Annotated in this window: 2 protein-coding genes; both read right to left on the bottom strand. The window is 72.4% G+C overall.

Annotated features, from left to right (window positions below; all coding sequences use genetic code 11):
* Positions 1–8: 8 nt before the first annotated feature.
* Positions 9–18,191, bottom strand: coding sequence for a type I polyketide synthase (locus FH608_RS52565; protein ID WP_226899306.1), 18,183 nt, complete (start codon positions 18,189–18,191; stop codon positions 9–11).
* Positions 18,191–23,860, bottom strand: coding sequence for a non-ribosomal peptide synthetase (locus FH608_RS11425; RefSeq protein WP_193318355.1), 5,670 nt, complete (start codon positions 23,858–23,860; stop codon positions 18,191–18,193). Before FH608_RS11425 ends, FH608_RS52565 begins: the two co-directional genes overlap by 1 nt.
* Positions 23,861–23,887 lie beyond the last annotated feature (27 nt).

Genomic DNA, 23,887 nt, shown 5'->3' with positions numbered 1-23,887 from the left:
CGACCGGATCACGATTCGAGCGCCAGTTGGACGAGGTGGTCGACGTCCATCGCGTCGATGTCCTCGTCCGTGGCCGTCGTACGGGGGTTTGCGGCGTCGTCGGTGTCGCCCGCCAGGCGCAGCAGCGTCTCGGCCAGCCCGGCCGCGCGGAGGCGGTGGATCGGGATGGACGACAGCGCCCGGCGGATCTCCGCCTCGTCGGCCTCGGCGGTCTCGGCGGTTGGCGGATGGATGAGTTCCAGCAGGTGCCCGGCCAGCGCGGCCGGGCTCGGGTAGTCGAACAGCAGGGTGGCGGGCAGCCGGATCCCGGTGACGCCGTTCAGCCGGTTGCGCAGTTCGACCGCGGTGAGCGAGTCGAAGCCGAGGCGGGAGAACGCCATGTCGTCGGCCACGGCGGCCGGGTCGGCGTGCGCGAGCACGCCCGCCACCTGGGCTCTGACGGCTTCGAGCAGCGCGGCGTACCGCTCCTGGGCGGGCAGGGCGTCCAGCCGGTCGCGGAACGACCGCTCGGGGCGGCGTGGCGCGGCTTTGACGACGCCTCTGAGCAGCGCCGGGATCTCGCCCTGGGCGCGTACGGCCGCCGGGTCGAGCCGTACTGGCACCAGGTGGGGGTGGGGAGCGGCGAGGGCGGCGTCGAGCAGGGCCAGGCCCTCCTCCGAGGAGAGCGGTTTGATGCCGGCCCGCTCGATGCGCCGCAGGTCGGCGTCGTGCAGCTTGGCCCCCATGCCGCCGGCCCACAGGCCCCACGCCAGCGAGGTCGCGGGCAGCCCGAGAGCGCGGCGGTGATGGGCGAGGGCGTCGAGGAACGTGTTGGCCGCCGCGTAGTTGGCCTGCCCGGGCCCTCCCATCGTGCCCGTCGTGGAGGAGAACAGGACGAACGCGGCCAGGTCGCGGGTGAGCTCGTGCAGGTTCAGCGCGGCGTCCACCTTGGGGCGCAGGACCCGGGCGAGCCGTTCCTCGGTAAGAGATTCGACCACGCCGTCGTCGAGCACGCCGGCGGCGTGGATCACCGCGGTCAGCGGGTGCTCGGCCGGGACGGCGGCGAGCGCCGCGGCGAGGCTGTCGCGGTCCGCCGCGTCGCAGGCGGCGACCGTCGTCGTCGCGCCGAGCCCGGCCAGTTCCTCCCGCAGCTCGGCCATGCCGTCGGCCGCGGCGCCGCGCCGGCTGAGCAGCAGGAGGTTCCGTACGCCACGGGCGGCGACCAGGTGCCGGGCGACCAGCCGCCCGAGCGTGCCGGTGGCGCCGGTGACGAGCACGGTCCCCTCCGGGTCCCACTCACCCGCGAACGCCTCCGCCGCTTGGGGCACCCCACGGGACAGGCGGGGCGCGTAGACGCTCCCCTGGCGGACCGCGAGTTGCGGTTCGCCCGTGGCCACGGCCGCGGCCAGCGGCGCCGCCTGCGACCCGTCGATGTCCACGTGGACGACGCGTCCGGGGTGTTCGGCCTGGACGGAACGGACCAGACCGGAGAGCGTGGCCTGCGCCAGACCGGGAACGTCCTCGCCGGGCATGACCGCGAGCGCGCCGCGCGTCACCAGGACCAGCCGCGACGTGGCGAACCTGTCCTCGGCGAGCCAGTCCCGTACGAGGGCGAGCGTCTGGGCGGTGACCTCGTGCACGCCGGAGGCGGTCGGCGCGCGCCGGTCCGTGCAGGTGGCGACGATGACGTCTGCCCCCGGGACCTCGCCGAGGCGGGCGTGGCGGGCGAGCTCCACGCCCTTCACGTCCAGCAGCTCGCCGCCCAGGACCACCCACCGTCCCGCCGGGGCGGCCTCGGGTACGGCGATCGGGGTCCAGGCGACGTGGTACAGGTTCTCGTGGCGGCGTTGCCCTGGTGACGAGGCCCGCGACACCAGCGACTCGACGGTGGCCACGGGGAGGCCCGTCTCGTCGGCCAGGGTGAGGGCGATCGTGTCCTGGCCCAGCTCGGCGATCCGCACGCGCATCCGCCTGGCGCGGGAGGCCACGCTGGAGACGCCGGTCCAGGTGAAGGGCATCCGTACGGGGGCGTCCTCGAGGAGCTGCAGGTGCAGGGCCGCGTCGATGAGCGCCGGGTGCAGGCGGAAACCGTCCTGGTCGCCCTGCTCGTCCAGCGTCACCTCGCCGAACAGCTCCGCACCGCGCCGCCAGGCCGCCCGCAGTCCCTGGAACGTGGGACCGTACCCGTAACCGGAGTCGGCGAGCCGCTCGTAGAGTCCGTCGACCGGCACGGGCGTCGCTCCTGCCGGAGGCCACGCGGTCAGATCGCGCGCCTCCTCCGGAGGTGCCGAGGTCAGGGTTCCGCTCGCGTGGCGGGTCCAGTCAGCGTCCTGGCCGCGCGAGTGCACGGTCAGCGGCCTGCCACCGTGCTCGTCCTCGGCTCCGACGCTGACCTGCACCGCCAGTACGGCCTTGTCAGGGAGGACGAGCGGGGCCTCCAAGGTCAGCTCCTCCACCCCGGCGCAGCCGACGTGCTCTGCCACGCTGAGCGCCAGCTCGACGAACGCGGCACCGGGGAGGACCACGTCGTCGTGCATCGAGTGGTCGGCCAGCCAGGGGTGGGTGTCGAGGGAGACCGTCCCGGTGAACAGGTGACCGTCGCTGCCGGCCAGCGGGGTTGCGGCGGTCAGGAAGGGGTGCCCGGGTGCGGTCAGGCCGGCCGACGACAGATCCGCCCGCCCGGCCGAGGACTCCAGCCAGTAACGCTGGCGCTGGAACGGATACGTCGGCACCTCAACGCTCGCGGTGACGCCTTCGGGGAAGAACGGCCGCCAATCGACGTGGCCACCTGCGGTCCACAACCGACCCAACCCGCTGATCAGGGCCACTACTTCGTCCTGGCCCTTGCGAGAGAGCGCCGCCAGGGGCGTGGGGTCGGTCAGGCACGCGTCGGCCAGCGCGGTCAGCACCCCATCCGGGCCGACCTCCACCCAGGCATCCGCCTGAGCAGCCACCAGCGCATCGGAGAAGCGGACCGGACTGCGCACGTGCTCCACCCAGTACTGCGGAGTGGACCACTCCCCGGGCTCGACGGGTTGCCCGGTGACGGTGGACACCACGGTGAATGCCTCAGCCGGCTCACGGAAGGACAAGCCCTCCACCACCTGGGCGAAGTCGGCCAGCATCGGCTCCATCAACGGCGAATGGAACGCATGACTCACCCGCAACCGCCGGGTCCGCCTGTCCAACTCGTGGAAGTGCCGGGCGATCCGCTCCACCGCATGCTCATCGCCGGAGACGACCACCGCGCGCGGCCCATTAACCGCCGCAACACCCACTAACCCTTCCAGCAAGGGCTCCACCTCGGCCTCGGCAGCTTCGACAGCCACCATCGCGCCACCAGACGGAAGCCGCTGCATCAACCGGCCACGCGCCGACACCAACGCCAGCGCATCCTCCACGTCGAGGACTCCGGCGATGTGAGCGGCGGCGATCTCCCCGATCGAATGCCCCACCAGAACCTTCGGAGCGACCCCGAACGATTCGAGCAGCCGAAACATCGCCACCTCAAAAGCGAACAACGCCGGCTGCGCCCACTCGGTGTCATCCAGATCCGCCGAGGAGCCATCACCGAACATCACCGCCCGCAGACGCTCTCCACACACCTCATCCAGCGCCCGCGCGAACACCGGAAACCGAGCCGCCAGCTCACGACCCATCCCCAGCCGTTGCGCCCCCTGACCGGTGAACAACACCCCCACCGACCCAACCGGCACCGCCAGGCTCGGCTGCAAATCCTCCAGCTCAGCACCGACCACGACCGCGCGATGCTCGAACACCGAACGCCTGGCCAACGCCAGCCCCACCGCACTCGGGTCAGCCTCCACCCCGGCCAGCCGCTCAGCCGAAGCGAGCAACGCCTCCCGGGACGTGGCGGAGAGAACCCACGGCACCACACCCTCAACCGAGGTCTCCACCGGAACCGGACCCTGCTCCAGGATCACGTGCGCGTTCGTGCCGCTGACTCCGAACGACGACACCGCAGCCCGCCGGGGACGACCCGTCTCCGGCCATTCGCGAGCCTCGGTCAGTAGCTCGACCGCGCCCGACGCCCAGTCGACGTGCGGCGACGGCTCATCCACATGCAGCGTCTTCGGCAACACCCCGTGCCGCATCGCCATGACCATCTTGATGATCCCGCCGACACCCGCAGCCGCCTGCGCATGACCGATGTTCGACTTCAAAGAGCCCAACCACAACGGCTCCTCACGCCCCTGCCCATAGGTAGCGAGCAGCGCCTGAGCCTCGATCGGGTCCCCCAACGTCGTTCCGGTGCCGTGCGCCTCGACCGCATCCACCTCCGAAGCCGACAGCCCGGCACTGGACAGCGCGGCTCGGATCACCCGCTCCTGCGAAGGCCCGTTGGGAGCCGTCAGACCGTTGGAAGCCCCGTCCTGATTGACCGCCGACCCCCGCACCACGGCGAGAACCTGATGACCGTTGCGCTCGGCATCGGACAGCCGCTCCACCAGCAGCAACCCGACACCCTCAGCCCACCCCGTCCCATCGGCAGCCGCCGAAAAGGCCTTGCACCGACCGTCAGGAGCAAGCCCCCGCTGCCGGCTGAACTCCACGAACACGGCAGGCGTGGCCATCACGGTCACCCCACCGGCCAGCGCCAGCGAGCACTCGCCATTACGCAACGCCTGGATCGCGAGATGCAGCGCCACCAGCGACGACGAGCACGCCGTGTCCACCGTCACCGCCGGACCCTCCAGCCCGAAGGCGTACGACAGGCGCCCGGACGCCACGCTTCCCGCGCTGCCGTTGACCAGGTACCCCTCCAGCCCGTCGGGCGCCTGTCCCACCCGGGAGCCGTAGTCGTGATACATGACCCCGGTGAACACCCCGGTACGCGAGCCGCGCAACGCCGCCGGGTCGATGCCGGCGCGCTCGAACGCCTCCCACGCCGTCTCCAGCAGCAACCGCTGCTGCGGATCCATCGCCAGCGCCTCACGCGGGCTGATCCCGAAGAACGCGGCGTCGAAGTCGGCCGCGTCGTGCAGGAAGCCGCCGCCCCGTGCGTAGGACGTCCCGTAATGGTCGGGGTCGGGGTGGTAGAGGCGCTCCACATCCCATCCGCGATCGGCGGGGAACGCAGAGACGGCGTCGGTCCCGTCCGTCACCAGCCGCCACAGGTCCTCCGGGGAGCCGACCCCGCCCGGGTACCGGCAGCCGATGCCGACGATCGCGATCGGCTCGTCGGCCCTGTCCCTGGCCTCGGGCCGGGGCGGCGCGGCGGGGGCGGTCACGCCCAGCAGTTCGCCGCGCAGGTGCTCGACGAGCGCGGCCGGGCTGGGGTAGTTGAACAGCAGCGTGCTGGGCAGCCGCAGGCCGGTCGCCGCGTTGAGGCGGTTGCGCAGGTCCACGGCGCTGAGCGAGTCGAACCCGAGGTCCTTGAACGCCTTGCCGACGTCGACCGGTCCGCTCCCGGCGTACCCGAGGGCCAGGGCGACCTGCGTGCCGACCAGTTCGGACAGCTCGCGCGTCTGCTCCTCGACCGGCAGCGCGGCCAGGCGTTCGGCGAGTGTTCCGGTCCGGCCCGCCGCGGCTCCGACTCCGGCTCCGGTGATGCGGCGGGGGCGGGGCCGTACGAGGCGCCGGAAGAGGGCGGGCACGGTCTCCTGGGCGCGCAGTGCCGCCAGGTCGAGGCGTGCGGGAACGAGCGCCGGCCGGTCGGAGTCGAGGGCGAGGTCGAACAGCGCCATCCCGTCCTCGGGGGACAGCTCGCCGATCCCGGCCCGCCGCAGCCGTGCCCGGTCGGCGTCGTGCAGCCTGGCCCCCATGCCGCCGGCCCACAGGCCCCAGGCCAGGGACGTGGCCGGCAGGCCCAGGTCGTGCCGGTGGGCGGCGAGGGCGTCCAGGAAGGCGTTCGCGGCGGCGTAGCTGCCCTGGCCCGCCGTACCGACCGTGCCCGCCGCCGACGAGAACAGCACGAACGCGGACAGATCCAGGTCGGCGGTCAGCTCGTGCAGGTGCCAGGCGGCGTCGGCCTTCGGGCGCAGCACCGCGTCCAGCCGCTCGTCGGTCAGCGCGGCCACCACCCCGTCGTCCACGACGCCGGCCAGGTGGACCACCGCGGTCAGCGGGTGCTCGGCGGGGATGTCCGCGAGCAGCGCGGCGAGTGCCTCGCGGTCGGCGGCGTCGCACGCGGCCAGGGTGACCTCGGCGCCCAGCTCGGCGAGCGCGTCCCGCAGCTCCGCGGCGCCCGGTGCCGCCGGGCCCGACCTGCCCGCCAGGACGAGATGCCGTACGCCGTGCAGCTCCACCAGCCTCCGCGCGAGCAGCGCACCGAGCGCGCCCGTGCCGCCGGTGAGCAGCACCGTGCCGTCGGGATTCCACTCCGGCGCCGCCTTCTGGGGCGCGGCCGTGCGGGCGAGGCGGGGGGCGTACGCGGTGCCGTCGCGCAGGGCGATCTGCGGCTCATCCGCAACGGCCGCCGCCGCTTCGCCGCCGTCGAGGTCGAGGAGTCCGAAGCGTCCCGGATGCTCGCTCTGCGCCGACCGGACCAGCCCCCACAGCGCGGCCGACGCCGGATCCGTCCCGTCATGTCCGGGTACGGCGACCGCGTTCCTGGTGACCAGGACCAGGCGGGAGTCCGCGCAGCGATCGTCGGCGAGCCAGGCCCGCACCAGGGCAAGCCCTTGCCGTGCGGCGTTGTGCGCCCGTTCGGCCGCCGATCCCTCCGTTCCCGGCTCGCACCTGGCCATCACGACGGGAGGTACGGGCTCCGGCAGCGTGGACAGGTCCTCGGCCCGCTCGATCCACACCGGCGCGTGCTTTTCGGGACGTTCGACGGGGACCCAGTCGACCTCGTACAGGAGGTCTCCGGAGGCGGCCGTCGGAGGCGCGAGCTGCCCGGACCCGGCCGGGCGCAGCGCGAGCGATCCGGCCGACATGACCGGCGCGCCCGTGTGGTCGGCGACGTCGAGGCGGACCTCGGTGCCGCCGGTCACCGCGATCCTGATCCGCAGCGCCGTCGCGCCCTCGGCGTGCAGGCTGACCTGGGACCAGGAGAACGGCAGCAGCACGCGCGAATCGTCCTCGCCGATGCCGGCCAGCCTGAGCGCCAGCGGGTGCAGCGCGGCGTCCAGCAGCGCCGGGTGCACGCCGAAGCCCTGCGGATCCTGCCCGTCGGGGAGCACCACCTCGGCGTAGACGTCCTCGTCATGCCGCCAGACGCCCCGCAAGCCCTGGAACGCCGGCCCGTACTGGTAGTCGCGTCCGGAGAGGACCCCGTACGGGTCGTCCATCTCGATCCGCACCGCTCCGGCGGGTGGCCACACATCGAGGGCGAACGACGGGACGCTGTCACGGCGGGCGAGCGAGCCGGCGGCATGCCGCACCCAGGAGCCCTGGTCGCTCCGCGAGTGGATCGTGATCGGACGGTACTCGCCGTCGTCGTCGGGCGTGCCCACGGTGACCTGGAGGGTCACGTCGCCGCGTTCGGGGATGAGCAGCGGATCGTGGAGGATCAGCTCCTCCACCTCAGGCCAGCCGGTCTGGCCGGCTGCTTGTAGTGCCAGGTCGAGTAGTGCGGTGCCGGGGAGGAGGGTGGTGCCGGAGATGACGTGGTCGGTGAGCCAGGGGTGGGCACGGGTGGACAGGCGGCCGATGAAGATCACCGTGTCGGTGTCGGCCAGCTCGGTCATGGTGGTCAGGATGGAGGTGTCACCGCGGGCGTCGATCCAGTAGCGCTGCCGCTGGAACGCATACGTCGGCACCTCAACACTCGCGGTGACACCCTCAGGGAAGAACGGCCGCCAATCGACATGGCCACCCGCCGTCCACAACCGACCCAACCCGCCGATCAGAGCCACTACCTCGTCCTGGCCCTTACGAGAGAGCGCCGCCAGAGGCGTGGGGTCAGTGAGGCAGGCATCGGCGAGCGCGGTCAGCACCCCATCCGGGCCGACCTCCACCCAGGCATCCGCCTGAGCAGCCACCAGCGCATCTGCGAAACGAACGGGGCGGCGCACGTGCTCCACCCAGTACTGCGCACTGGACCACTCTCCTGGCTCGATGGGTTGCCCGGTGACTGTGGAAACCAAGATGAAATCGTCGGCCGGATCGTGGAAGGACAGACCCTCCACCACCTGGGCGAACTCGGCCAGCATCGGCTCCATCAACGGCGAATGGAAGGCGTGGCTGACTCGCAGCCGCCGGGTTCGCCTGCCCAACTCCTGGAAGTGCCGGGCGACCTGCTCCACGGCATCCTGCTCGCCGGAGACGACCACCGCACGCGGCCCATTAACCGCCGCAACACCCACTAACCCTTCCAGCAAGGGCTCCACCTCGGCCTCGGCGGCTTCGACAGCCACCATCGCGCCACCAGACGGAAGCTGCTGCATCAACCGGCCACGCGCCGACACCAACGCCAGCGCATCCTCCGTGTCGAGGACTCCAGCGATGTGAGCGGCGGCGATCTCCCCGATCGAATGCCCCACCAGAACCTTCGGCGCGACCCCGAATGATTCGAGCAGCCGATACATCGCCACCTCAAAAGCGAACAACGCCGGCTGCGCCCACTCTGTGTCATCCAGATCCGCCGAGGAGTCATCACCGAACATCACCGCCCGCAACGACTCCCCGCACACCTCATCCAGCGCCCGCGCGAACACCGGAAACCGAGCCGCCAGCTCACGACCCATCCCGACCCGCTGCGCCCCCTGACCGGTGAACAACACCCCCACCGACCCAACCGGCACCGCCAGGCTCGGCTGCAGATTCTCCAGCTCGCCATCGACCACGACCGCCCGGTGATCGAACACCGAACGCCTGGCCAGCGCGAGCCCGACCCCGGCCGGGTCAGCCTCCACCGCCGCCAGTTGCCCGGCCGAAGCACGCAGCGCGGCCTCCGACTTGGCCGACAGCACCCACGGCACCACACCCTCAACCGACGTCTCGACCGGGTGCCGGCCCTCCTCCAGGATCACGTGGGCGTTCGTGCCGCTGACGCCGAACGACGACACGGCAGCCCGCCTGGGGCGACCTGTTTGCGGCCATTCGCGAGCTTCGGTCAGTAGCTCGACCGCGCCAGAGGCCCAGTCCACGTGCGGTGAAGGCTCGTCAGCGTGCAACGTCTTGGGCAGTATCCCGTGCCGCATCGCCATTACCATCTTGATCACACCGCCGACGCCCGCAGCCGCCTGCGCATGACCGATGTTCGACTTCAACGACCCCAGCCACAGCGGCTCGACGCGGTCCTGCCCATAGGTGGCGAGCAGCGCCTGAGCCTCGATCGGATCACCCAGCGCCGTACCAGTGCCGTGCGCCTCGACCGCATCCACCTCCGAAGCCGACAACCCAGCACCCGCCAGCGCAGCCCGGATCACCCGCTGCTGCGAAGGCCCGTTGGGAGCCGTCAGCCCGTTGGAAGCGCCATCCTGATTGACCGCCGACCCTCGAACGACGGCGAGAACCTGATGACCGTTGCGCTCGGCATCGGACAGCCGCTCCACCAGCAGCAACCCGACACCCTCAGCCCACCCCGTCCCATCGGCAGCCGCCGAGAACGCCTTGCACCGACCATCGGGAGAAAGCCCCCGCTGCCGGCTGAACTCCACGAACGTGTTGGTGGTCGCCATCACCATGGCGCCCCCGGCCAGCGCCAGCGAGCACTCTCCATTACGCAACGCCTGAACCGCCAGATGCAGCGCCACCAGCGACGACGAACACGCCGTGTCCACCGTCACCGCCGGCCCCTCCAGCCCGAACACATACGACAAACGCCCCGACGCCACACTCGCCGACGTCCCCGTCAGCAGATAGCCCTCGACACCGTCCGGCACCGCGTCGCGGCGAGGCCCGTAGTCCTGAGGCGCGGCGCCGACGAAGACCCCGGTGTCCGTGCCTCTCAACGTCGCCGGGTCGATCCCGGCCCGCTCGACCGCCTCCCACGCCGTCTCCAGCAGCAACCGCTGCTGCGGATCCATCGCCACCGCCTCACGCGGGCTGATCCCGAAGAACTCCGCGTCGAAATCGGCCGCGTCGTACAGGAAGCCGCCGGTCTTGGCGTAGAAGGTGCCGACCTTGTCAGGGTCGGGGTCGTACTGAGCGTCAATGTCCCACCCTCTGTCGGTGGGCAGGTCGCCGATCGCGTCGGTCTCGGCCAGCACGAGCCGCCAAAGGTCCTCCGCCGAACGCACCCCGCCGGGGTAGCGGCAGCCGATGCCCACGATGGCGATCGGCTCGTCCGTCGCGGTGCGGGTTTCAGCAGTGGTCTCCGTACGCGCGCCGGGGAACTCCGACAGGAGGTATTCGACCACGGCGTTCGGGGTCGGGTAGTCGTACAGGAGTGTTCTGGGCAGGTTCAGACCGGAGGTCGCGGCGAGGCGGTTGCGCAGCTCGACGGCGGTGAGCGAGTCGAAGCCGAGGTCCTTGAACGCCCGCCCGGGGTCGATGGTCTCCGGCGTGGCATGGCCCAGGACGAGGGAGACCTGCGCGCGTACGAGGTCGAGCAGGTGCGCCGCCCGCTCCCCCTCCGGGAGAGCTGTCAGGCGCTGTGCGAGCGTGGAGGCCGGGGCCGCTGGACCGGCCTTGCGGCGCCTGGGAACGTGGACCAGGCCTCGCAGGATCGGTGGGATCACACCGTGGGCGCGAAGAGCCGCCAGGTCGAGCCGTACGGGGACCAGCACCGGTTCGGGGCGGCGGAGCGCGGCGTCCAGGAGTGCGAGCCCTTCCTGGCGTGAGATGGGCGCCACGCCGAGGCGCGACCATCGCGCGAGGTCGGCCTGGGTGAGATTCGCTCCCATGCCGTCGGCCCACAGCCCCCAGGCCAGCGACGTCGCCGGCAGACCCAGGCTCCGGCGGTGCTCGGCCAGAGCATCCAGGAAGGCGTTGGCGGCACCGTAGTTGGCCTGTCCGGCACTGCCCACGACGCCGGCCACCGACGAGAACAGCACGAATGCGGACAGATCGAGGTCGGTGGTCAGCTCGTGCAGGTTCCACGCCGCCTGAGCCTTGGCCGCCCACACCCGCTCCACCCGTTCCCGGGTGAGGTTCTCGACCGCGGCGTCATCCAGGACGCCGGCCGCATGCACCACACCCACCAGCGGGTGCTCGGTGGGGATCGTGTTGACCACGCGGGCGAGCGCATCACGGTCGGAGGCATCGCAGGCGGCGAACTCCACCCGCGCCCCGGCCGCCTCCAACCGCTCCCGCAACTCGGGGGTGCCCTCACCACGGCGGCTGACCAGCACCAACCGGCCCACCCCATAAGAGGCCACCAGATGCTCGGCCACCACACCACCAAGCCCACCCGTGCCGCCGGTCACCAACACCGTGCCCTCACGATCGAACACCGGCCCGCCCTCAGCCTGCGCCGATGCCCGGCCCAGCCTCGGCACCAGCACCGCGCCATCACGAACCACCAGCTGGCCTTCACCCGTGGCCAGCGCCCCCGCCAGCCCGACGACGTCACCGTCCCAGTCGACCAGCACGATCCGGCCTGGGTGCTCCAGCTGAACCGCCCGCACCAACCCCCACACCGACGCCCCCGCCAACCCTCCAGCGGTCAGCACCACCAGCCGCGAGTCCCGCTCCTCGGCCAGGAACGCCTGAACCCTCGACAGGACCTCCGTCACCGCACCCAACGGATCCCCGTCGGGGGCGGACACGAACACCACATCCAGAGCATCAGACGACCCTGCGCCCAGCACCTCAGCCAGGACCGGATCGTCCATGACCGCCCACGCACCACGCTCCACCCGCTCAGGCACCGCCACAGGAACCCAGTCGAGTGCGAGCAGGGAGCCGTCTTTCGCGACGGGCTTGAACGCGGACAGCTGAAGGGACGTCGTGGCCACCGAGTCGATCGTCGCCACCGGCGCGCCCGTGTGGTCGGCGATCGTGATCTCGCCCGAGGGGGTGTGCCTAACCCGCAGGGCCGTGGCGCCGACAGCGCCGATCGAAACACCCGTCCACGACGTACGCCAGGCGATGCCCGACTCGTCGGTGCGGGCTCGCAGAGCGGCGTCCAAGCCGGCGGGGTGGAGGGTGAAGTTCTGGTCCCCATCCGGTACGCGCACCTCGGCGTAGGTTGTCCCGCCCTGGCGCCACACCGCCGTGAGCCCCTGGAATGCGGGCCCGAGGTCGATCCCCTGCTCGGCCAGCGAGTCGTAGACGCCTTCGACGGGCACCGGCGCGGCGCCCTTCGGCGGCCACACCGTCAGGTCTGGTGTCGTGACCGCTGTTTTGCCGGTCAGCCGGCCGTGGGCATGCCTCGTCCAGCCGGATTCGGCGTCACCGGTTTGGGCGTGAATGGTGATCGTACGGCCGTCCGGCTCGTCGCTCAGGCCGATCCTGACCTGGATGCGGACGCCGCCATGCTCGGGGAGAAGCAGAGGCTCCTCGACGGTGAGCCGGCCGATGCGAGGACAACCAACCTGGTCACCCGCGAACAACGCCAGCTCGACCAGCGCCGCTTCAGGCATGACCGGCACGGCCATGATGGCGTGGTCGGCCAGCCAGGGGTGGGTGTCGAGAGAGACCGTCCCGGTGAACAGGTGACCGTCACCGTCGGCCAGCGGGGTTGTGGCGGTCAGGAAGGGGTGCCCGGGTGCGGTCAGGCCGGCCGACGACAGATCCGCCCGTCCGGCCGAGGACTCCAGCCAGTAACGCTGACGCTGGAAAGGATACGTCGGCACGTCCACGCTCGCGGTGACGCCTTCGAGGAAGAACGGCCGCCAGTCGACGTGGCCTCCCGCTGTCCACAACCGGCCCAACCCGCTGATCAGGGCCACTACCTCGTCCTGGCCCTTACGGGAGAGCGCCGCCAACGGCACCGGGTCGGTCAGGCAGGCATCAGCCAGCGCGGTCAGCACCCCATCCGGGCCGACCTCTACCCAGGCGTCCGCCTGTGCTGCGGTCAGGGCGTCGGCGAAGCGGACCGGGCGACGCACATGCTCCACCCAGTACTGCGGAGTGGACCACTCCCCTGGCTCGATGGGTTGCCCGGTGACCGTGGAGACCAGCATGAAGTCGTCGGCCGGCTCGCGGAAGGTCAAGCCCTCCACGACCTGGGCGAAGTCGGCCAGCATCGGCTCCATCAACGGCGAATGGAAGGCGTGACTCACCCGCAACCGCCGAGTCCGTCTACCCAACTCCTGGAAGTGAGCGGCGATCCGCTCCACCGCACCCTGCTCGCCGGAGACCACCACCGCGCGCGGCCCATTCACCGCCGCGACGCCCACTAACCCTTCCAGCAGGGGCTCGACTTCGGCCTCGGCGGCTTCGACAGCCACCATCGCGCCACCAGACGGGAGCTGCTGCATCAACCGGCCGCGCGCAGTCACCAACGCCAGCGCATCGTCCAGGTCGAGGACTCCGGCGATATGAGCAGCGGCGATCTCCCCGATCGAATGACCGACCAGGATCTTCGGTGCGATGCCGAATGATTCGAGCAGCCGATACATGGCCACCTCGAAAGCGAACAACGCCGGTTGCGCCCACTCGGTGTCATTCAGGTCTGCCGTGGTGTCGTCGCCGAACATCACCGCCCGCAGACGTTCCCCGCACACCTCATCCAGTGCACGCGCGAACACCGGGAACCGAGCCGCCAACTGACGACCCATCCCAACCCGCTGCGCACCCTGACCGGTGAACAACACCCCCACCGACCCAACCGGCACCGCCACACCAGACTGCAACTCCTCCAGCCCGCCACCCACCACGACCGCCCGATGCTCGAACACCGAACGCCTGGCCAACGCCAACCCGACCCCGGCCGGATCCGCCTCGACCCCGGCCAACTGCTCGGCCGAAACCCGCAGCGCCGCCTCCGACTTCGCCGACAGCACCCACGGCACGACACCCTCAACCGACATCTCGACCGGCTGCTGGCCCTCCTCCAAAATCACGTGGGCGTTCGTGCCGCTGATCCCAAAAGACGACACCGCCGCCCGCCGAGGCCGATCCGTCCCGGGCCATTCACGAGCGTCCGTCAGCAACTCCACCGCGCCCGACGCCCAGTCCACATGCGGCGACGGCTCATCCACATGCAGCGTCTTGGGCAGCACCCCGTACCGCATCGCCATGACCATCTTGATCACACCGCCGACACCCGCAGCCGCCTGCGCATGACCGATGTTCGACTTCAACGACCCCAGCCACAACGGCTCCTCACGCCCCTGCCCATAGGTAGCGAGCAGCGCCTGAGCCTCGATCGGATCACCCAGCGCCGTGCCGGTCCCATGGGCCTCGACCGCATCCACCTCCGAAGCCGACAACCCCGCGTTCGCCAGCGCCTGGCGAATGACCCCCTCCTGGGACAGCCCGTTCGGCGCCGTCAACCCGTTGGAGGCCCCGTCCTGATTGATCGCGGAACCCCGTACCACGGCCAGCACCTGATGCCCGTTGCGCTCGGCATCGGACAGCCGCTCCACCAGCAGCAACCCGACACCCTCAGCCCACCCCGTCCCATCGGCAGCCGCCGAAAAGGCCTTGCACCGACCGTCAGGAGCGAGCCCCCGCTGCCGGCTGAACTCCACGAACATGCCGGGATTGGCCATCACCATGGCGCCCCCGGCCAGCGCCAGCGAGCACTCCCCGCTCCGCAACGCCTGAACCGCCAGGTGCAGCGCCACCAGCGACGACGAACACGCCGTGTCCACCGTCACCGCCGGACCCTCAAGCCCGAACACATACGACAGACGCCCCGACGCCACGCTCGCCGACGTCCCCGTCAGCAGGTAGCCGTCGGCGCCCTCGGTGCCCTCGTGCAGGCGAGGTCCGTAGTCGGAGGTGACGGCGCCGACGAAGGCGCCGGTGCGGCTGCCCCGGAGCGACAGCGGGTCGATCCCGGCCCGCTCGATCGCCTCCCACGCCGTCTCCAGCAGCAACCGCTGCTGCGGGTCCATGGCGAGCGCCTCACGCGGGCTGATCCCGAAGAACGCGGGGTCGAACATGGCGGCGTCCCCCAGGAACCCGCCCACGCGGACGTAGGACGTACCCGCATGATCCGGGTCCGGGTCGTACAACCCCTCCAGGTCCCAGCCCCGGTCGGCGGGGAACGCCCCGACCGCGTCCACCTCGCCGGCCACCAGCCGCCACAGGTCCTCCGGCGAGGACACCCCGCCCGGGAACCGGCAGCCGATGCCCACGATGGCGATCGGCTCGTCGGACGCGGTGACGCCCGGGTCGTCAGTGGGGCGGGGTGCGGCCGAGCTGAGGTGGCCGGCGACCGCTCTCGGCGTCGCGTAGCTGTACAGGAGGGTGGCGGGGAGGCTGAGGCCGGTCGCGGCGTTGAGCTGGTCGCGGAACTCGACGGTGCTGTACGAGTCGAATCCCAGGTCCTTGAACGTCAGGTCCAGGTCGACCGACTCGGCGGAGGCGTGTCCGAGAACGGCGGCGGCGCACTGCCGCACCACCCGTACGGCCTGCTCCTCCGAAAGAGGCCGCTCCTCCGAAGCAGCCTGCCGCTCCGGAAGAGTCCCCTCCTGCGAAGCAGCCTGCCGCTCCGGAAGAGCCTGGTGCTCGGAAGGAGCCTGCTCCTCCGAAGGAATCGGCCCGCCTGCGGCTGCCCGGACCGGCGACTGGCCCTCCAGGCGCGAGCCGGGGGCGGCCGGGGAGACCCAGTGGCGGGTGCGCTGGAAGGCGTACGTCGGAAGCTTGACTCGCCGGGCGTCCTGCCCCTCGAACACCGCATCCCACGACACGTCGCAGCCCCGTGCGTACGCGCGGGCCAGCCCCATGAGGGCGCTGTCCGGCTCGGGCCGGCCGCGCCGCAGCAGCGGGACGCACGCGGGGGCGTCCCCGTCCCCGGGCAGGCAGTGCTGGGCCATGCCGGACAGCACGCCGTCGGGGCCGACCTCCACGAGCGTGCCGGCCCCCAGGGCGGCGAGGGCTCGTACGCCGTCGTGGAAGCGGACGGCCTGGCGCGCGTGGCGGACCCAGTAGTCAGGGGTGCCGAGCTCGTCGCCGGCAAGGCGGCCGGTGAGGTTGGACACGAGCGGGATGCGCGCCGGCGCGTACGACAGCCCGCCCGCGACCTCGGCGAACTCGGCGAGCATGGGCTCCATGCGGGGCGAGTGGAAGGCGTGGCTGACCCGCAGCCGCCTGGTCTTGCGGCCGGCCGCGTCGAAGTGGGCGGCGATGGCGGCCACCGCGTCCTCGTCGCCGGACACGACGACGGAGTTCGGCCCGTTGACGGCCGCGATGTCGGCGCCGCCGGTGAGGAGGGGGCGCACCTCGTCCTCGGTGGCGGCGAGGGAGACCATCGCGCCGCCGGCGGGGAGTGCCTGCATGAGGCGGCCGCGGGCGGCCACCAGCGCGCAGGCGTCCGGCAGGGTGAGCACGCCCGCCACGTGCGCGGCGGCGATCTCCCCGATCGAGTGGCCCATCAGGTACGCGGGCCGCAGCCCCCAGTGCCCGGCCAGGCGGGCCAGCGCCACCTCGAACGCGAACAGCGCGGTCTGCGTGTACGCCGTCTGGTCGAGCAGGCCGGATCCGTCGTCGAACATCACCTCGCGCAGGCCCGCGTCGAAGTGGGCGGTGATCTCGTCCACGGCGTCGGCGAACACGGGGTACGCGGCGTACAGGTCCCGGCCCATGCCGGGGCGCTGGCTGCCCTGGCCGGAGAAGAGGAACGCGGCCCGCCCGTCGCCGGCCCGGTCGCGCGCGACGTCCGGGGACGGCTCGCCCCGGGTGAGCGCGTCGAGCGCCTGGGTGAACCGCTCGCGGGTGCCGGCCACGATCACGGCGCGGTGGGAGAAGGCGGCGCGGGTGGTCGCCAGCGAGTACCCCACCGAGGCGGTCGGGTGCTCAGCGCCGTCCTCGTCGAGGTGCGCCCGCAGCCGAGCGGCCTGCCCGCGCAGCGCCGCCTCGCCCTTGCCGGAGATCGGCCACAGCGTCACGGGCGCCGCCGCCCCATCCGCCGCACCGTCCGCCGCACCGGCGCCCGGACGCCCTGCGGGCAGGTCGCCCAGCACCACGTGGCAGTTGGTGCCGCCCATCCCGAACGAGCTCACCCCCGCCACCCGATCTCCGCCCGGCCACGGCCCGAGGGCGGTCTGCACGCGGAGCTTCAGCTCATCGAAGGGGATGTCCGGGTTGGGCGTCTCGAAGTTGAGGCTGGCGGGGATCTGCCCGTACCGGACCGACAGGGCCGTCTTGACCAGCCCCACGATGCCGGCCGCCCCCTCCAGATGCCCGACGTTGGTCTTGGCCGAGCCCACGACCAGCTCCGACTCGCGTCCGTCGGAGGTCGCCAGCCCCAGGCCGGCCGCCTCGACGGGGTCGCCGAGTCGGGTGCCGGTGCCGTGCAGCTCGACATACCGCAGGGCCGTGCCGGGGACGCCGGCCCGCGCGCAGGCGAGCCTGATGGTGTCGGCCTGTGCCTGAGGGCTGGGCGACGTGAGCCCGTCGGTGGCCCCGTCGTTGGTGACGGCGCTGCCCAGGATGACGGCGTACACGTCGTCGCCGTCGGCCAGGGCGGCGGCGAGCGGCTTGAGGACGGCGACGGCCCCGCCCTCGCCCCGCACGTACCCGTCGGCGGCGGCGTCGAAGGTGCGGCAGCGGCCGTCGGGCGACAGGCCGCCGAAGCGGGAGGCGGCGAGCGTGCCCTCGGGGGTGAGGTTGAGGTTGACGCCGCCGGCGATCGCCAGGGAGGACTCGCCGCGCAGCAGGCTCTCGCAGGCCAGGTGGACGGCGACCAGCGAGGACGACTGCGCCGAGTCGACGGTGAGGCTGGGGCCGCGCAGCCCGAGGGTGTAGGAGACGCGGTTGGCGATGATGCCCCTGGTGAGCCCGGCGAGGGTCTGCGGGGTGATCTCGTCCAGGCCGCCGGCGAGGGTCGCGTAGTCGCCGTTCATGGCGCCCATGAACACGCTGGTACGGCTGTCGCGCAGGTCGCCCGGCACGATGGCGGCGTCCTCCAGCGCCTCCCAGGTGAGCTCCAGCACGAGCCGCTGCTGCGGGTCCATGGCGGCCGCCTCGCGCGGCGCGATGCCGAAGAAGGCGGCGTCGAAGGCGTCCACCTCGTCCAGGAATCCGCCCCTGCGGATGGTGACCTGGCCGGCGTCCCAGCGGCCGGGCGGCGCGTCGGTGATGGCGTCGCGGCCGTCCCGGAGCAGGCGCCAGAAGGCGGCGACGGACGGGGATCCGGGCAGGCGGCAGGCCAGCCCGACGATGGCGACCGCCTGCCCCGACCGCGCGGCGACGTCGTCGAGATCGGGGGCGGGCGGGGTGGGGCGGGCGGCGGCGGAGTCGCGCATCAGCGGGTCGCTCCTTCGATGTCGATGCCGCTCTCGGCGGCCGTCCCGTCGGGCGGGGGCAGGAAGCCGGACCGGACGAAGTAGGCCACGTACGTGGCGAACAGCTCGCGGTCGATGGCGGGCACCGCGACGCCGGTGCCGGACAGGCCGCGCTCGGTGTTCGCGGCGTCGAACGCCAGGTCCCCGAGCCCGCCTGCGGGCGCGTCGCCGAGCACCCCGAGCAGCGGGTAGGCGGCGTTGTCAGGGTCGGCGGCGACGATGCGCCCCCAGTCCTGGAAGGGCAGCTCGGGCAGCGCGTACCCGAACGAGCGCAGGTGCTCGAACACCTCCGACAGCCGGACGCGGTCGCCCGAGTTCGTCAGGTGGTAGGCCCGGCCGGCGGGCTCCCACCGCGAGAGCGCCACGACGGCGGAGCTGACGTAGTCGACGGGCACCAGGTCCACCAGCATCTCGGCGCCGGCGGGCGTCGCCTCGGCCTGGACGCAGCCCTTGAGCACGCGCCACAGGAAGTCGTCGCTCTGGCACGCGCCGGTCGAGGAGTCGCCGGCGATCCTGGACGGCCGGTACACGGAGATCGGCAGGCCGCGTTCCCTGGCGATCCTGACGTTCTCCTCGGCCACCCACTTGCTGCGCGTGTAGCCGGTGCCGAGCCCGCGCGGCGGGCCGGTGACGTCGTCCTCCCTGATCGCCACGCCGTCGGCCGGGGGCGCGCCGAACACGCCGATCGTGGAGACGTAGTGCACGGGCACGGTGCGGTGCGCGGCGGCCAGCCGCAGGATCTCCTCGGTGCCGGTGACGTTCGGGGCCTTCAGCTCGGAGTACGGGTAGACGAGGTTGACGCTCGCGCCCGAGTGGTAGACGGCGTCGACGGTGCGTGCCAGGTGGTCGTAGCGCTCGGCGGTCAGCCCGAGGCGCGGCGCCGCCAGGTCGCCGACGAGCACGCTCACCCGCCCGGACACGCCCGGCTCGTCCCGGACGCCGTACCGCTCCAGCGTGCCGAGCAGCCGCTCGGCCGCGTCCTCCTCGTCCCGGCCGCGCACCAGGCACACCACCTCGGCCCGGGTACGGCGCAGCAGCTCGCGCAGCAGGAACGCGCCGAGGAAGCCGGTGGCCCCGGTCAGCAGGACGGTGGCCGGGTCGGCCGCGACGGTGACGACCTCGGCCGCCGGCCGGATGTCGGCGGGCGTGCCCACCTCGGCGGCCAGGTCCTCGTCCGCGGCGCCGCCGGCCGTGCCGTCGGTGCCCGCGTCGATCGCGGCGGCGATGCCGGCCATGGTCGGCGAATCGAACAGCACGCGCAGCGGCAGCTCGACGCCGAGCTCGTCGCGCAGCCGGAACACGAGCTGGGTGGCGAGCAGCGAGTGGCCGCCCAGCTCGAAGAAGTTGTCGTCCACGCCGACCCGCTCGATGCCGAGGGTGGCGGCGCACAGCTCGGTCACGGCGCGCTCGGTGGGGGTGCGCGGGGCGACGTAGGCGTGGTGCTGCACGGCCCGCTCGGCGTCGGGATGCGGCAGCGCCTGCCGGTCCACCTTGCCGTTGGGGGTCAGCGGCAGCTCGTCCAGGACGATGAACGCGGAGGGCACCATGTAGTGCGGGACCCGGTCCTTCAGGAAGGAGCGCAGCCCCGGCACCAGGTTGCGGCGCCTGCGTGCCCGCAGCGGGTCGTTGGCGTAGTGGTGCGGCTCGGCCAGGCCCGCCTCCCAGCGCGTGGCCGCGGCCGTGGCGGTGCGGGACGTGCCGGCCGGGACGAGCTCGGCGTCGTACGCGCCGGGCAGGTCGGGGTGCGCGACGGTGCGCAGCTCGTAACCGTGCCGCGCGGCCAGGTCGTGCAGGTCCTCGATCTCGATGCCGCCGCCGTCCAGCCCGGCCCGCTCCAGCTCCCTGCGCAGGTCGATGACCGTGGCCTCGGGCTGGGCGGCGTCGAGCAGGTCAAGGGCCAGCAGCTCGGTGGCGACGCGCGGGTTGGGGATGCCGCCGACGGTGAGGGGCGCGCCACTGGCGAGCAGCCGGTCGAGGCGGGCGGCGTCGAGCCGGTCGGCGTTCCAGTCGAGGCGCGTGCCGGTGCCGCGCTCGGGCCGCTCGCCGAGGTGCAGCAGGACGTCGTAGCGGAAGCAGCTCATCTCGTTGCGGTGCCTGCCGCGTTTGAGCAGGATCTCCACCCCGGCCAGGTCGGGGATGAGGCGGTGCAGCGCGTGGAAGTAGCGCGGGTCGCACAGCAGCTCGTCCTCCTCCTGCATGCGGCGGGCGATCTGCCGGCGCAGCCGCGACAGCGGCATCGAGTCCTCGGCGCGGAACAGCTCGATCGACAGGTGGAACGCCTCCAGTAGGCGCAGGTCCCTGATGTCGCCGACGAACAGGGTGGCCGGGCGGGCGACGGTCCCGGCGGTGCGGACCAGCACGTCCGTCAGGTAGTGCACGTCGGGGAAGTACTGGGCGACGGAGTTCAGCACGACCGTGTCGAAGTGGCCGGCGGGCAGGCCGTCCATCACGTCGGCGGCCTGGTGCAGCAGGGTGACGTTGTCGCTGGTCAGCCGCCTGCTGAGAGAGGCGAGGGCGCCGCCCGACAGGTCGGTGCCGTAGTAGTCGTCGGCGTGCGGGGCGAGCCGCTGGAGCAGCAGGCCGGTGCCGCAGCCGATCTCGAGGACCCGCCGGGGCTCCAGCGCCCGGATCCCGTCGACGGTGGCGCTCACCCACTCGGCCATCTCCTCCGCCGCGATCGGCTCGTTGGTGTAGCTGCTGTTCCAGCCGGTGATGACGAAGTCGTCGGCCAGGCCCTCGCGGGTGGAGCCGTACATGCCGTCGAAGACCAGCTCCCACTCGCCGACCTGCTCCTGCGAGGCTCCGTCGGTGGCGGTGACGTCGTCGTCGGGGAGGGCTGCCGGGTCGGCCACGACGTAGGCGACGAGCTTCCTGTCGCCGTCGGCGGCGGTGTGCGGCGTGACCACGGCGGCCGAGACGCCGGGGTGCGCCAGGAGCCCTGCCTCGATCTCGCCGGCCTCGATGCGGAAGCCCCTGATCTTCACCTGGTGGTCGGCCCTGCCCAGGTATTCGATGTCGCCGGTGGGCGTCACCCTGGCCAGGTCGCCGCTGCGGTAGAGGCGGGCGCCGTCGGTGGCGGCGAACGGGTGCGGCACGAAGCGCTGCGAGGTCAGGTCCACCGCGCCGAGGTAGCCGGCGGCCAGCCCCGCGCCGCCGACGTAGAGCTCGCCGGTCACGCCGTACGGCACCGGGGCCAGGTGCTCGTCCAGGACGTACAGCTCCAGGTCGGGCAGCGGGGCGCCGATCGGGCTGCGGCCCGGCTGGTCGATGTCGGCCGCGGTGATGGGCCGGTAGGTGACGTGCACGGTGGTCTCGGTGATGCCGTACATGTTGATCAGGCGGGGGTGGTCGTCGCCGTGCCGGGCGATCCACTGGCGCAGCGAGCCGGGCTCCAGCGCCTCGCCGCCGAAGACGACGTACCGGAGCGCAAGTTCGGAGCCGGGGCGCTGGGCGTCGGCCGCGGCGAAGTGCACGAAGGCCGACGGGGTCTGGTTGAGCACGGTCACGCCCTCGGCGGCGACCAGCTCGTAGAAGGTCTCGGGCGCCCGCGCGACGTCGGCGGGGACCACGACCACCCGGCCGCCGTAGAGGAGCGCACCCCACAGCTCCCAGACCGAGAAGTCGAAGGCGGCGGAGTGGAACAGGGTCCACACGTCGCTCTCGCCGAAGCCGAACATGGCCTCGGTGGACTCGAACAGGCGGACCACGTTGCGGTGGCTGATCAGCACGCCCTTCGGCCGGCCCGTCGAGCCGGAGGTGTAGATGACGTACGCGCCGGAGTCGGGGTCGCCGGGGACGGGGAAGTACGGCGCCTCCACCCGCGGGGAGGGCTCGTCCACGCAGATGAGCGTGCCGGGGCAGGCGGGCAGCCGGTCGAGCATGGGCCGCTGGGTGAGCATGACGTCCGGGCGCGCGTCCTCGACGATGGCCCGCAGCCGGGAGGCGGGGTAGGCAGCGTCCATGGGCACGTACACGCCGCCGGCCTTGAGCACGCCGACGATGGCGACGACCGTGTCCAGCGACCGGTCCAGGAACAGGCCGACGCGCCCGCCGTCGCGCAGGCCGGCCGCGTGCAGGCGGGCGGCCAGGTCCTCGGCCAGGGCGTCCAGCTCGGCGTAGGTGAGGTGGCGGCCCTGGAAGGTGACGGCGATGTTGTTCGGGGTGCGGGCGGTCTGCTCGGCGAACAGGTCGTGCAGGCAGGCGCCGGCGGGGAAGCTCGCCCTGGCGCGGCCGTTGCGCAGCAGCTCGGCGCGCTCCTCGGGAGGGGTCATCGGCAGCGCCGACAGGGTGGCGCCCGGGTCCTCGACGATCGACTCCAGCAGCGTGCGGTAGCGGTCGAGCAGCCGCCCGACGGTGTCCTCGTCGAACTTGGCCGCGTCGTACTCGAACGTGGCGAAGAGCCGGCCGTCGCGCGCGCACACCGACAGCAGCAGGTCGAACTTGGCGGTGCCGTTGTGCACGTCCACCGCGCTGATCTCCAGGCCGGGCAGCTCGAACGGCTGCCTGGGCGCGTTCTGCAGCACGAACATGACCTGGAACAGCGGGGCCTGGCTGACCCGGCGCTCCGGCCTGAGCTCCTCCACCAGCTTCTCGAACGGCAGGTCCTGGTGGGCGAAGCCGCCGATGGCGACCTTGCGGACCTGCTTGAGCAGGTCGCGGAAGCTCTGGCGGGGGTCGACGTCGAAGCGCAGCGCGAGCGTGTTGACGAAGAAGCCGATCAGCTGCTCGGTGTCCAGGTTGTTGCGGTTGGCGATCGGCGTGCCGACGACCAGGGCGTTCTCGCCGCTGTGCCGGTGCAGCAGGGTCACGTACGCGGCCAGCAGCGTCATGAACGGCGTGCAGTGCTCCTGGCGGCTGGTCCGCTCGACCGCCTCGGACAGCTCGGGGCTCAGCTCGCGGGTCAGCACCCGGCCGGTGAACTCGCCGGGGGCGGCGGCCCGTGCCATGGGCAGCTCCAGCACGGGCAGGGTGGCGCCGAGGCGCTGCTTCCAGTAGGCGAGGTCCCGGTCGTAGCCGCCGGTGGCCAGGCGCTCGCGCTGCCACAGGGCGAAGTCGGCGTACTGGACGGTCAGCGGGGGCAGCGGGTCGCCGCCGCCCGCGTGCAGCGAGGCGCAGATGGCCGACAGCTCGGTCAGCAGCACGCTCACGGACCAGCCGTCGGCCACGATGTGGTGGATCACCAGCAGCAGCACGTGGTCGTCGGGGGCGGTGCGGACCAGCGTGGCGCGGATCAGCGGCCCGGTCCCGAGGTCGAACGGCTCGCCGGCGCGGCGCGCCAGCAGGTCCGCGCAGGCGGCCTCCCGGACGGCGGGGTCCTCCCCGCTCAGGTCGGCCGTCTCCAGCGGCAGGTCGAGCTCGGCCAGGACCCGCTGCTCGGGCCCCGTGCCCTCGGTCACGAAGACGGTGCGCAGCACCTCGTGCCGGCGGATCACGATGCCGAGCGCGGCGCGCAGCAGGGAGACGTCGAGCGGGCCGCGCAACCGGGCGGCCAGCGGCACGTTCTGCACGGCCGTGCCGGGAACCAGCTGCTCCAGGAACCACAGGCGCTCCTGCGCGAAGGAAAGGGGGAGCCGGGCCGGCCTCTCCCCGCGGCGGATGCCGCGCGGCGCGTTGCTTTCTGCTGTCGCCATCACTACTCCGTATTCGGGTGCACGGCC

Origin of the sequence: Nonomuraea phyllanthi (genome assembly GCF_006334985.2) — a bacterium.
GTDB lineage: Bacteria > Actinomycetota > Actinomycetes > Streptosporangiales > Streptosporangiaceae > Nonomuraea > Nonomuraea phyllanthi.
This window is presented reverse-complemented; position numbering and strand designations above follow the sequence as displayed.